12 protein-coding genes are annotated in these 12,621 nt (G+C 48.6%); 6 read left to right on the plus strand and 6 right to left on the minus strand.

From position 1 onward, the window contains the following. Positions 1 to 68 precede the first annotated feature (68 nt). Positions 69 to 764, plus strand: coding sequence for a DUF1194 domain-containing protein (locus OIR97_RS05590; protein WP_169544603.1), 696 nt, complete (start codon positions 69 to 71; stop codon positions 762 to 764). Between the two features lie 4 nt (positions 765 to 768). On the opposite strand, the gene OIR97_RS05595 is transcribed toward OIR97_RS05590, so the two are convergent. After that, positions 769 to 1,410: a flavin reductase family protein gene (locus tag OIR97_RS05595; protein ID WP_169544604.1), complete on the minus strand. Its 642-nt coding sequence runs from the start codon at positions 1,408 to 1,410 to the stop codon at positions 769 to 771. Between the two features lie 261 nt (positions 1,411 to 1,671). On the opposite strand from OIR97_RS05595, the gene OIR97_RS05600 reads away from it, so the two are divergent. Beyond that, complete coding sequence (locus OIR97_RS05600) at positions 1,672 to 2,214, plus strand: GNAT family N-acetyltransferase (protein ID WP_169544605.1); 543 nt, start codon at positions 1,672 to 1,674, stop codon at positions 2,212 to 2,214. On the opposite strand, the gene OIR97_RS05605 is transcribed toward OIR97_RS05600, so the two are convergent. The 4 genes from OIR97_RS05605 to OIR97_RS05620 are packed head-to-tail and all read right to left on the minus strand — an operon-like array spanning position 2,182 to position 8,903. Further along, positions 2,182 to 4,245 carry a hypothetical protein gene (locus OIR97_RS05605; RefSeq protein ID WP_169544606.1) on the minus strand — a complete coding sequence of 688 codons (2,064 nt, stop codon included), beginning with the start codon at positions 4,243 to 4,245 and terminating at the stop codon, positions 2,182 to 2,184. The genes OIR97_RS05600 and OIR97_RS05605 overlap by 33 nt on opposite strands. Beyond that, positions 4,242 to 7,007, minus strand: a complete 2,766-nt coding sequence (locus OIR97_RS05610; RefSeq protein ID WP_169544607.1) for a DUF4159 domain-containing protein — start codon at positions 7,005 to 7,007, stop codon at positions 4,242 to 4,244. The genes OIR97_RS05605 and OIR97_RS05610 overlap by 4 nt, the downstream gene beginning before the upstream one ends. Continuing rightward, positions 7,004 to 7,903, minus strand: a complete 900-nt coding sequence (locus OIR97_RS05615; RefSeq protein WP_169544608.1) for a DUF58 domain-containing protein — start codon at positions 7,901 to 7,903, stop codon at positions 7,004 to 7,006. Before OIR97_RS05615 ends, OIR97_RS05610 begins: the two co-directional genes overlap by 4 nt. Position 7,904: 1 nt before the next feature. Next, positions 7,905 to 8,903: an AAA family ATPase gene (locus OIR97_RS05620; protein ID WP_169544609.1), complete on the minus strand. Its 999-nt coding sequence runs from the start codon at positions 8,901 to 8,903 to the stop codon at positions 7,905 to 7,907. A 114-nt stretch (positions 8,904 to 9,017) separates the two neighbouring features. Between OIR97_RS05620 and OIR97_RS05625 the strand changes: the two genes are divergently transcribed. The 4 genes from OIR97_RS05625 to OIR97_RS05640 are packed head-to-tail and all read left to right on the plus strand — an operon-like array spanning position 9,018 to position 11,721. Further along, positions 9,018 to 9,599, plus strand: a complete 582-nt coding sequence (locus OIR97_RS05625) for a DUF1285 domain-containing protein (RefSeq protein WP_169544610.1) — start codon at positions 9,018 to 9,020, stop codon at positions 9,597 to 9,599. Continuing rightward, positions 9,583 to 10,233, plus strand: coding sequence for a CoA pyrophosphatase (locus OIR97_RS05630; protein WP_169544611.1), 651 nt, complete (start codon positions 9,583 to 9,585; stop codon positions 10,231 to 10,233). The genes OIR97_RS05625 and OIR97_RS05630 overlap by 17 nt, the downstream gene beginning before the upstream one ends. Beyond that, complete coding sequence (locus tag OIR97_RS05635) at positions 10,233 to 10,508, plus strand: DUF6111 family protein (RefSeq protein WP_169544612.1); 276 nt, start codon at positions 10,233 to 10,235, stop codon at positions 10,506 to 10,508. The genes OIR97_RS05630 and OIR97_RS05635 overlap by 1 nt, the downstream gene beginning before the upstream one ends. 7 nt (positions 10,509 to 10,515) lie before the next feature. Next, complete coding sequence (locus OIR97_RS05640; RefSeq protein ID WP_267177797.1) at positions 10,516 to 11,721, plus strand: CCA tRNA nucleotidyltransferase; 1,206 nt, start codon at positions 10,516 to 10,518, stop codon at positions 11,719 to 11,721. On the opposite strand, the gene OIR97_RS05645 is transcribed toward OIR97_RS05640, so the two are convergent. Then, positions 11,716 to 12,579, minus strand: coding sequence for a hypothetical protein (locus OIR97_RS05645; RefSeq protein ID WP_169544614.1), 864 nt, complete (start codon positions 12,577 to 12,579; stop codon positions 11,716 to 11,718). The genes OIR97_RS05640 and OIR97_RS05645 overlap by 6 nt on opposite strands. Positions 12,580 to 12,621: the final 42 nt, after the last annotated feature.

A 12,621-nucleotide genomic window follows, 5' to 3' on the forward strand; every position in this document is an offset into this window, starting at 1 on the left:
TGTGGAGCCCTATTTCTGACATGAAGGCTTTGCAGAGTAGGGCGGCATTGTCGTTGAAGGAATATTGCGTGCGTTTTAGCCTTTTAATCTGTTTTTTTTGCTGGTTCGGAACGAATGCGATCTTACCAACTCGCGCCGTTGCCGACGACGTTGATTTACACCTTGTGCTGGCCGTTGATGTATCTTCAAGCATTAATTACGACGAATTCGGGCTTCAGATCCGCGGATATGCCAATGCCTTTCGAAGTGCAGAGGTGCAGCAGGCCATTCAATCAGGTCCGCATAAAAAAATTGCCGTTTTAATGACCCAATGGGCGGGCTTGCAGGAACAGAAGGTGGTTATTGGATGGACGGCCCTGTCCACAGCGAATGACGCTGAACAATTTGCCGAAAAGATTGACTATCTTTCTCGCAGCTTTCCGTTTGGCGGTACGGCAATTGCGCCTGCCCTGGAACATGCCTGGCAGCAGTTTGCCACATCGCCGCATAAATCGGCCCGGCGTGTCATTGACCTGTCCGGTGATGGTCGTATTTCCATTGGGCCATCCTTGGGGCCGATCCGTGAAACCATTGTTGCAAACAGTGTTGTTATCAATGGATTGGCAATTTTAAATGAAGTCCCCGACCTGGATCAGTATTATCGGAAAAACCTGATCGGTGGCAGGGGCGCTTTTGTTCAGGTTGCCGATGATCTGAACGACTTTCCCATGGCTATTCAAAAGAAACTGGCCAGGGAAATTCGGGGGATATGGTACGGGGTCTAAATGTTTACTTAGTCATCCGTTTTTCCTGAGCCGCCTGATCAGGGCGGTTCAACGAGAAAACTTCCATGACAGCCGAGTAATCCTTGTACCCCAGACGGGCCAAAGGATGAAATTTTGTCATGTCTAGCAGCCCGTCGGTAATAAATTCATCCTTGATATGAATCCCAACAACCTGTCCCAAAACCATACGGTTGGGTTGATCGGGATTATTGGACGGAAGGTCGATGGTTTGCAGATATTTGCATTCCATATTCACTGGACTTTCGAGCACCCTTGGCGGCTTGACAATAGATGAAGGGGCGGCTGTCAGACCACCAAGATCAAATTCATTGACACTTCTGGCCGCCATCTCCGAGGTTGCGTTCATGGCGTCCCGAATTTCATAAGTCACAACATTGCAAACGAATTCGCCGCAGGCTTCAATATTCGCCAATGTGTCTTTTGGTCCCCCTTCTGAATGGTTGCCGTTAAACCCAAGGACTACGGTCGGTGGGTTATCTGACATGGCATTGAAGAAGCTGAACGGTGCAAGGTTAAGGTTGCCTTGAGCATCCATACTGCTGACCCAGCCAATGGGGCGCGGGGAAACGATAGCCTTGAAAGGATTGTGCTTTAGGCCATGAGGATTGGCTGTTTCATAAAACATGCAGAAAACTCCACTTTACTGGGGAAAGAGTTGGGTAACGAGTTGTGTGAGAAAATAGCAGGGCGAGCCAGTTTGAAGCAAGACAAGTTTATTTTCTTTATTTTCAAATATTTTCGTGATAGATCGCAGTCATGGTACAGAAACAAATCATACGACGACGACGACTGGTAGCGCCAATACGCGCAAACCGTTAGCCGTGCCTGTTTTCTAGTCGTTTCCGGGCATCGAGCGTTTTAAAGACTCTATTGCCAGGATAAGACGATGTATAAGATTTGTGACGAGCAGCCGCAGGATGTTGCGGCCATTGAAATTCTCCTCGATGTGTGTTTTGGGCCGGAAAGGTTCAAAAAAACTGCCTACAAAATAAGAGAAAACCTGAATCCCGACCAAGCCTTGTCTTTTGTCGCGAAAGACGACGAAAGTTTACTGGCAAGTATTCGTTATTGGCCCGTGACACTGGGCGGCACAACAGAGGCCTTGCTTCTGGGGCCTATTGTTGTCACCCCGGATCAACAGGGAAAAGGGATCGGGGTTGAGCTTATTCGCTACAGTATGCAAAAAGCGAAAGCCGCGGGGCACAAGATTGTCGTTCTGGTCGGTGATCGAGATTATTATGCACGGTTTGGTTTTGTGTCCGCCTTTGATGCCGGTCTTTCATTGCCCGGCCCTGTGGATCCCGATCGGTTTCTGGTGGCCGAACTGGCGGAAAACGCGCTGCAAGGTGTCAGCGGCGTGGTCGCCGGTAAAGGAGCCTCAAACGGGGAGGCCGGATCAGCGACTTTCTCGCCACCATGCCAGGCATAGGATGCCAAGCAGCAAAAATAACGCGATCGCTGGTGGCGTGAGAGCCGTTCTCGAATATCCTGTGATTTCGTAGCTTTTATTCTTTCGAAGGCCGATCCAATTTTGTCCCGCTTGCAATCCATCTGGTGAGGTGCGCCTGATTTCCGGTATGACGCCGTTTGTCGTTCGTTTTATGGTTCCGCCTGTTTGTTGAATAAAAGGCGCCAGTGGGAGAGCCGATGATCGGATGTCCCGGCTTTCAAGTGGATTTAACCGACCCACTGCGACCAGAGTTTTAAGGGTATCTGAACTAAGGCTGTATAAACCCGGCGATGTTATGCCCAGCGAACCGGTATCAATCCCGTTTTCATCCTTGGAAAGCGCGACCTCCGCTGTGGTCCCATCCGGCTTTTCAACAGTGACGGTCTTGGGGCCTGGATCAAGCGACCAGCGTTCCAGTTCAAGCCGGTCAGCGTTTACCCAGCCTATCAGTCTCTCTTCCTCCAGCTCAGGCTCCTGCATCAACCAATGGGCTATTCTCCGTAACAACTCTCCCTGCGGGCCGCCGCCTTCAAATCCGTTCCCCCATAACCAAGCATGATCCGACAACATCTGTGCAACCCGACCTTCGCCGTAGCGTTCCAGAATGAGAAGTGGTTTCTCTGCCGGACCGGTCATTAAAACGGTGCCCGCAGTCGCGTTCGTGTCAATCATCCGAAACCAACGACCCCAGTTTTCGCGCTCTTTCGGGGTTGATAGGCGGGCGGTTACAGGGTGACGCTTGCCGGTGTCGCTCAGTAGCGGCACAAACCCCTGCTTGAAGACTGACCCTGTTGGTTGCCCCGGAAGAACGTCCGATAATGGTGTTTTGTAGAGACTGAGAGACGTCGCAAAGGAAGGGCCTGCGGCTTCAAGAAGAGCGCCCCCTTTCATGACGTAATTTACAATATTTCGAAGATAGGGGGGTGCCAATACACCTCGCCGCCGATATCGATCAAAAATTATCAAATCAAATTCGTCCAGTTTCCGTTCGAATAATTCGTTAATTGGGAACGGAATAAGGGACAATTCGTTGATCGGTGTGCCATCCTGTTTTTCCGGGGGCCGAAGGATCGTAAAATGCACAAGATCCACAGACGGGTCTGATTTGAGAATATTTCGCCAGCCCCGCTCTCCCATATGAGGTTCACCCGAGACAAGCAAAACTTTAAGCCTGTCCCGAATACCGTTGACGGTAATAAACGCCTTGTTATTTTGAAGGCTGATTTCGCCGGCTAATTCCGGGACTGTAATTTCAACAAAATTTGCGCCACCATGGGGAATTGCGATCGCTATGTCGGTGATCCGATCCGTTCTGACAGCTACATTTTTGATTACCTTACCATCCAGTTTTACCTCAGCAACGATTGTTTTTGCTGTCTCTACAGGCTCTTTATCTACGGTTTTGATCTTGATGACTGTTTCTTTGTTGACGATGCCAAAAGACGGCGCCGTTTCAACTGTAAGGACCCTGTCTTTCTCATCTTCGCTGCCAGTCAGCAGCACATGCAGGGGGCCTGAGCCGTCAGTTTCGGACGGTTGATCATGTACTTGTCCATCAGTGATGAAGATACTTCCCGCAACCTGGGAAGGCGGGATTGATTTCAACATTTCTTTCTGGGTTTTAAACAACAGCGTTTTATCACCGTCTTCGTCAGATAAGCTGTTTCTGACGGTCGACCTAAGAATATTCAGATCGTTTATTTTTTCGAGCCTTGCCAAAAGTGCCTGCAATGCCGCAGTCGTTTGCTGTTCTCTTTCCCCCTGTTTCTGGCTATCTGTTTCATCAACCACAATCAGCACCGTATCCTTTAGATATCGGCGTGTTTCCGAAATAAAAGAAGGATTTGCCAACACAAACAGCAAGCTAACGATAAACACTGCGCGAAGGAGTGATGTCGGTCCCTGGCGCCAATAGGAAAGTGCAATGATCAGGACGGCCGCGCCGGTCATCACTAAAAGAAGGGAATAATCCACAAGGGGGTCAAAGAGAAGATTCAGGCTTTCGTTCATTGACCAAGCCTTTCCAGTATCGCGGGTATATGTACCTGATCGGCTTTGTAATTTCCTGCAAGCGTGTACATTACCAGATTGATACCAAAGCGAAACGCCATTTCCCGTTGGCGTTCACCGCCGGGGACCATGGCGGCCACTGGACGCCCTTCAAAATTTATTGCCCAGGCAGCGGCCCAGTCATTGCTGCCAACAACAATCGATGCAACACCATCATTTCCAGCAGCATTCAGGGTATTTTCAACCCAAAGCTCACCATCGTGATATCGACCCGGAAAAGTTTGCATCAAATAAAAAGATCGGGTCAAAACATGATCTGCAGGAACCTGCGTTAATCGCTGAATATCAAGGCGGGATAACAGACTTCTAAGTCTCATGCCTTCTGGGGTTCGGGTGAAATTTCCGTTGCTGACACCGGCGGCAAACTGGTTTCGGGTATCAAACAGAATTGTCCCACCAATTTTCAGATAGTGATTGATTTTTTCTATGGCCTGATCACTGACCGGTTCAAAATCAGCCGTGATCGGCCAGTATATCATCGGAAAGAAAATCAACTCATTCTGCTCAAGTTTAATGGGCAAAGGTTGAGCTGCTTCAATTGCTGTCCGCCGACGGAGTTGCTTGCTGAGACCTGTAAGACCGGCTTTGCTCATTTCATCGATTTGGGTGTCACCGGTTATGATATAGGCCAGTCGCGTTTCCAATGTAGCTTGCAGTAGACGGTCAAGATCGTCCTTTGCATAGCTATCGCTCGCTGAGAAAATCAAGTGACCTGCGGTGAAAGTTATGATGACAGCTTTGGTTGATGCTGATGGTGTTAGCAAACGGGATCCGCTCAGCAAAAATATCATGATCAGGCTGTCGATCAGGATCAGACCCAGGGCAACAGATAAAAAGGGTGCCATGAAGGATAGGCTTTTTCCCTCTTCGTAAAACCGCGTTGTCGCTGTAACCTTGGTCAAGTTAATCGGCGCATATCGGTCGATATTCGGGCCGACATTGTTTGCGATACGATTTTGAGGCGATCCGTAATATCCAGAAGCATATAAGCCCTTGTCTGTTGCCTGCGGGTCCAGATAGGAAAGCTGTAAGGATTGCTGGGAAGCCAGATCAATCGGTCGTCCAAAGCCGTCCAGCAAGGCGAGTGGGGCAAGTAACCCATCGGATGCTGACTGTGAGGGTGAGAAAGAGCCCAGAAAACTTATTTCCCGCAACATTTCAACAAATAAGCCTGAGATCGCCAGATCGGACCACGCCATTTTCGCCGTCGTATGAAACAGGATGATCTTTCCGCGACCGCGATCATCGGCCGTTACAAGCGGCGTTCCGTCGGCCAGTTGTGCCCACGTTTTTTGACTGAGTTCCGGAGAAGGGTTGGCAAGAACCTGCTTGGAAACCGTGATGTTGGGATCGACCGTAAGGTGGGAAAAGGGACTGTTTTCCGGCATTTTCCCCAGCTTTGCAGGTTTTCCCCAAGACATCGCGCCATCCAAATTGCGATTGCCGGCACGCAAGGGAACGGGAAGAAGGCCCGATCGTGCGTTCGCCAGTTTTGGGCCGGCAAATCGGATTAATATGCCCCCATCAGAAATCCATTTTTCAAGCAGTGAGGATTGTTTCGCTGGTAAGGCCGCTGTATCCCTCATGGCGATTAAAGCTGGGTTTTCCTCTATCAATTGGGAAAGTGTGTTTTTCTTTATGTCATAAAAAGGCAGTAAAGCATTTTCCAGATAATAGTTTTCTTCAAGCAAGGACGGTGTGTTTTCTTCGGCGCTATTTGTGACAAGGCCGATCGTGCGTCGTTTCCAACGGTCATCCAACAAAAAGACAGACCCGGCGCTTTTACTGTTCTGGATCTCAAATCTGGACAGGTCATTGCGGATTTCGTTGGGGAGCTTAAACGTCACCGAGGTGGATTGGGACGCTGTGCCGTCAAAGACAATGGGCATTTTCTCCAGAATTTTCCCACTTTCTGACCGTGCCAGCAGCATAGACGGCTCCACCGGCGTGTTTGCGGGGCGGGTAATCTCAACGGTTATTCCGCCGCCTGAATTTGACACGGAGCGGATAATCGGCGGTCCAATTAATTCCTTGTCCCGATAGATAGTCAAACTGCCCAGATCGGCTATTTTCTCCAGTGCATCGATCAGCGCAGTTTCAGAGCCTGTTGTTTTATATCCATTTGTAAACCAGAAAATCTCGGGCGATTGTAAGCGGGAAAGGGCTGGATAGTACTGTTCAAAGACGCGGTGATCGACCCCTTGAGACAATGGATGAACCAGGCGGCTGATGGCTGAAAGACTATCTGGCGAGACAGCCTTTAGAGAGTAATCTGAATTATTCTGAGGATGTGCGGTCGTTACAATATAGACCAGTCGGTCCTGAGCATAAAATTCTTTCGCCATCCGGTTAAGCGTTGCTTCTTTGATGTCCCAGTTGCCGGCGCTTAGCCAATCGTTGTCGATAAAAAGCACAATAGGTCGGTCTGTTACAGTCAGTTCTGTTCTATTCAAGCTTGGTCCTGCCAGCGCCACAATGACCAGCGCGGCGATCATCAGGCGCAGTAATAGAAGCCACAAAGGCATTTTGGCGCGGCTTTCTTCTTTTCCAGCGATCTGTAACAGAAACTGTATGGCGGGAAAACGAACCTTTTTTGGCGCAGGCGGCATAAGGCGTAACAGCCACCAGATCGCAGGTAAGATCAATAAGGCACTAAGAATCCAAGGCGTTGCGAATGTCAGACTTGTCAAGAAGGCCGTCATTTCGTCTTCCTTTGCAAAGAAAAGAAGATGGAAGAAAGAGGCTCGCTCATTGGTTTTTCTGTATTATGGCCGAGATAATCCCATTGCAGTTTACGCGCAGCCTGTTTGAGAAAGGTTTGATGGGCCTGAAATTTTTCCAGATATTCGTCGCGAATATTTTCAGACCTTCCAAACAAGGCAGAAAGCGGACCGTTCATTCCCTTGAAAAGAATACGGCCTTTAAATGGGAAGCCGATTTCAGCTGGATCATTGATCTGCACCAACAGACCACGATTTTCGGTTTGTTGAAGAATGTTGAAGAATTTTTGTAACTGTTCCTGTGGATATAGAAAATCGCTAATCAAAACGACGCGTGCCTTTTTGGGTAAACGAAGCCCACTTGTTAATGTAGCAAGGTCCTTGCTATCCAATCGAAGGAGATTTTCGGTGAAGCGCTCAAACGATACGGGGCCCTGCGATGCTTTTTGCAGACCGCCAATATAAGCAAAATTTTCGCTGCCTTTCATAAGAAGTAAAGCCGTTGCAAGCGTAAGAACCCGGCTTTGGAAAAGCTTTGACGGGATGGGGTTTTTGGAACTGAACGCCATGCCGGGGCTGTTATCACACCAGAACCAAACACTTTCAGGCGTTTCCAATTCATTCTGGCGAATGAAAAGTTGATCACGCTTGGCAGACTGCCGCCAATCGATGCTCGAAGATGGATCGGAATGTTCATAGGATTTGAACTGCCAAAAATCCTCGCCAACACCGGATTTGCGGCGACCATGTGTTCCGGGATCAAATCCGTTTACCAGTTTTTCAGCCTGTAACATCAAGGCAGGCAGGCTGTGGGAAAGCTTTTCAGCGTCCACCCTTTCCAGGCGATGAGTGTTTTTGCGCAGGCCAAGGTCGGTCATTTTATTGCATGGTCTGTGTGAGAGATTGAATGATATTTTCTTCCGTTATATTTTCTGCCCGGGCGGAATAGGAAAGCGCCATTCTATGCTTCAAGATCGGAATAGCGAGGTCGATCACATCATCAATAGAAGGGCTCAAACGATTTTCCAGTAATGCTCTAGCACGTGCAGCAAGGATCAGGGCCTGGCTGGCACGAGGGCCCGGCCCCCAGGTGACATACTGTTTGACAAGCGCGTTTTCAGATTGTTCCGGACGAGCCTGACGAACCAGCTTTAAAATCGCCTCGATAACCTGATCACTTACAGGAACAGATCTGACCAATTGCTGGGCTTTTAAAAGTTCGCTGGCAGAGAGGACTGCCGGAATATGGGGTGTGTTTGTTCCGGTCGTTTCAATAAGGATCTGCTTCTCGGTTCGTTCATCCGGGTATCCGACATCGATCTGCATCATGAAACGGTCCAGTTGAGCTTCCGGTAGCGGATAGGTGCCTTCCTGTTCGATGGGATTTTGGGTTGCCAGAACGTGAAATGGTTCTGGTAAAATATGCTCCTCTCCGGCAATGGTGACTCTTTTTTCCTGCATGGCCTGCAACAATGCTGACTGGGTTCGAGGACTGGCGCGGTTTATTTCGTCAGACATGAGAAGCTGGGTGAAAATGGGACCCTTGATAAAACGAAAGTGCCGTTGCCCATCCGCGGCTGTTTCCAGGATTTCTGATCCGAGAATATCAGCGGGCATCAGGTCTGGGGTGAACTGAATACGTTTATTATGCAGGCCAAGGACGCCGCCGAGGGTTTCAACAAGCTTTGTTTTGGCTAGGCCGGGAACGCCGATCAGCAAAGCGTGTCCGCCAGCAAACAAAGTAGTTAATGTCAGTTCGATCACTTCTTCCTGACCAAAGATTTGCCCGGATATAGCCGTTTTTATATCCTGCAGCCGGGACGACAATATATCTACCTGTTCGAGAATTTTGTCTTCTGTGTTATGTATGTCATCCATGGCGAAGCGAGGTCCTTATAAGTACAAGTATGCTAAATATCAGTTTTACATCTTGGTATGAAAGCTCGATAGAACTAAATATAACAATAATATGCGCGACGATAAGGTCTTAATATGACAACGACAGCATCACAAAATGGACTTAACGCAATAATCAGTCAGATCAAGGACAAGAAGCATCCGCCGGTTCACTTGTGGAACCCGGACTTTTGCGGCGACCTTGATATGAAGATTGCGCGGGATGGGACATGGTATTATCTGGGCTCGCCAATTGGGAGAAAGCCTTTGGTGAAGCTGTTTTCTGGCGTTATTCGGCTGGATGATGACGGCAAATATTATCTGGTAACGCCAGTTGAAAAAATTGGAATTACGGTAGAAGATGCCCCCTTCGTCGCAGTAGAAATGTTTCGCGAAGGGTCCGGTAAAGATCAGGTTTTGAGCTTCAGAACACATGTTGACGATTTCGTGATCGTTGATGACAGCCATCCATTGCGATTGGCAATTAATGCGGAAAATAACGAACCTTCGCCCTATGTGCGCGTCAGAAGCAATCTGGAAGCGCTAATAGCACGTCCCGTTTTTTATGACCTTGTGGAACTATGCGAGGAGCAGGAAATCGACGGGGAAAAAAGGTTTGGCGTATGGAGCAGTGGCTCTTTTTTTGATTTTGGGTCGGTAGATGACATTTTTGAATAAGACAGTGGATATATTAAAAGAAACCTTGGCGCCGGTTCTGGACCCCATTCCGGAAAGTAACAGAACCGTATTGGATGAGTTTGGTAATTTTCGGGGAGATCACGACCTAAATCCGGCCAGCTTTCCCCAACATAATATTGTCTACAAACCTGCCGCCGTGCTTGTTCCTATCGTTCACCGTCAATCAAAACCCCATGTAATTCTGACCCGGAGAGCGGGACATTTGAACAAACATGCAGGGCAAATCAGTTTTCCGGGTGGGCGAGCGGAAGAAACTGACCAAAGTGTTGTCGATACCGCGCTTCGTGAAAGTCACGAGGAAATAGGATTAGTGCCTTCCAGGGTTGATGTTCTGGGCACATTGAATACATATCTAACGGTAACGCACTATTCTGTTACGCCTGTTGTTGGGCTGGTTGAACCAGAAGGGGACTTCGTGGCAGAAGTAAATGAAGTGTCCGAGATTTTCGAAGTGCCGCTGGATTTCCTGATCGATGCAGAGAACCATCAGAAACATAGTGGTTTTCACAATGGCATTGAAAGATTTTGGTACGCGATGCCCTATAACGATTATTACATCTGGGGGGCAACCGCCGGGATGATCAAAGATTTATCAGATCGGATTTCAGACTAATGCTCAGAGGTATTTTATTCCATCTCATTCCGCTGCTTTTACCGTTCATTGTCTATGGTGTTTATCTCTATTTCAATAAACGCGCCGGCGGAGAAAAGACCTGGCAGGGGAAATCTGTTGCGATAGCAACAATCTTTGGCTTGATCCTTATGGGGGCAAGTCTCATTACTCTCGCTATTTTGAGGGATGATACCAAAGAAGGCGTGTATACGCCGGCCCGTTTTGAAGATGGAAAGATTATCGAACCCCAGTTTATCCCTTCAGAAAAAAAATAAAGGCGTCATGGTGCCGCAAGCGCTTGTTGATTTAACGAAAGAGCCGCCCGCCTGGCTTCACTATAAAGAGACACTAAGTTTGTTTGTCGCCCTTGAACAAGCGGGTGGCCATTGCCGTTTTGTTGGTGGTTGCGTGCGTGATGCATTGGTTGGTATTTTAAGTGACGATTTGGATGTCAGTACGAACCTGATCCCGGAAGATGCATCAAAAAGGCTTGAAAAGGCCGGTTTTAAGGTGGTGCCAACCGGAATTGATCACGGGACAATCACCGCTATAAAAAATCACAGGGTATTTGAAGTCACGACATTGCGCATTGATGCAGAAACATTTGGGCGCCATGCATCCGTTGCTTTTACCGATGACTGGAAAATTGATGCCGCACGGCGGGATTTTACGTTTAACGCGCTCTCTCTGGATCAGGAGGGGGGCCTTCATGATTACTTTGGCGGGCAAGAGGATTTAGCGAAAGGCAGGGTGCGCTTTATCGGGGATGCCGGGGCGCGTATACGGGAAGATTATCTAAGAATATTACGATATTTCCGGTTTTTTGCGCGATTTGGTAATGGCGATCCCGATAAGAATGAGCTGGCACAGATTCAAAAGAACGCGACCTCTCTCTCTCGGTTATCGAGGGAGCGGGTGACAAAGGAATTATGGCTGCTATTGGGGCTCGATAACCCGGTTCAATCTCTTAAGCTGATGAAGGAATATGGTGTTTTCAGATCCTTGTTTGGCGTTGATCTTTTTCCGGAATATGTGGAAGCCTTAACGGCGGTTGAACGAGAAAAGGATCCGGTGGCCAGATTGTTGGCGTTGATCGGCGGTGAGAGCAATTATTTTCGTTTGGTGCAGTCCACCTTGAGGTTGAGCAACAAGACCCAACAAAGAATTCAGAGCGCGTGTGAAACTGAACTTGCGGCAGATCTTGATCCCCATGCCCAAAAAAAGGCGCTTTACCGACTTGGGCCTGTGGTTTTCAAAGACTGCGCGATGATCGGTGCTTTGAGAAACAGCAATGCCCCTTCTTTTAAAGAGTATCTAAGGTTAGCCGAAACCTGGTCGGTTCCAGAATTTCCGGTTAAGGGGCGAGACCTTGTGGCTTGGGGGATGAAGCCTGGACCGGAGATTGGCAAAGCGCTTGCCTTGTTGACCCAGATTTGGATTGACAATGATTTTGCGCTCACCGCGGACGAACTGCATAAGCGGTTATAATCCTTCAGATCCCACACCCATAATCCAGCCTTCTTCTTTTTCGCATCTCAGAAGATCAGTTTGAGAGAGGTCCGGGGCCCCGAATAAGGCACTTGGGGTCTTTTCCTTCAGTGTCTTTGTAATCCAGTTTCGGCAGGCAAGAACCTGACGCGCGTCTTTGATCGGATGATCAATGGCATTGTGATCACTGAGACTTGGCCATGTCTCGGCGAGGATTATGCCATCCAGTTTTAAATCCCATTGAGTTTCGAAGGGCCAAAATCTCGCCCGTTGTGCGATGTCCGTAAGCTCGGCAAACCGGATTAGTTCGTGCAACCCGGTGAGTGTCTGACTGCCAACAGAGCCCTGTCCGTAGAGCTGCCAAACATTCATGATCGGGTAGCCACGATCCTTTAAATATTTTTCGGAAACCCGCCATTCTGGAAAGGGATGCTGAAAGGTGGGTTTTTTGCGGGTTAATTGTTCGAATTCCATGGATGCAGGGTGACCCCAAAAAGGACCGGGAGACGCTGATATTTGTTTGTTTAAAACGTTAGCGGCCAAAAATCGATTGTTGGTGTCATCTTCATTCGAAATAAGATGTTGCTGAATAAGTTTTGCCGCCGCGCGCCCACCTTTCAATCCCGAGCCGTATGGGTATCCAAACGGGAAATCAAAAGCCAGTATAGCTGAGCCCGGGCAGTCGGAAACAAGCGCGTGCAGGCGTTTCATGCAGGCCGAGCGCGTTGGAAAATATTCAGCTTCAGAAGAGTGTGACTGATTTTGCCACGCAATCCAGCATCGGTCCGCAGTTGGTTTTTTTGGGCCTTTTGAGGCGGCGGCGGACCAATCGACGACAACAACCAGGTCAAAATGCATTAGAGAGTTTCCCGCCTGTACTAAAAATCACGAAAATGACAA

It is taken from the genome of Sneathiella aquimaris (genome assembly GCF_026409565.1).
In the GTDB taxonomy this organism is placed as follows: Bacteria; Pseudomonadota; Alphaproteobacteria; order Sneathiellales; family Sneathiellaceae; genus Sneathiella; species Sneathiella aquimaris.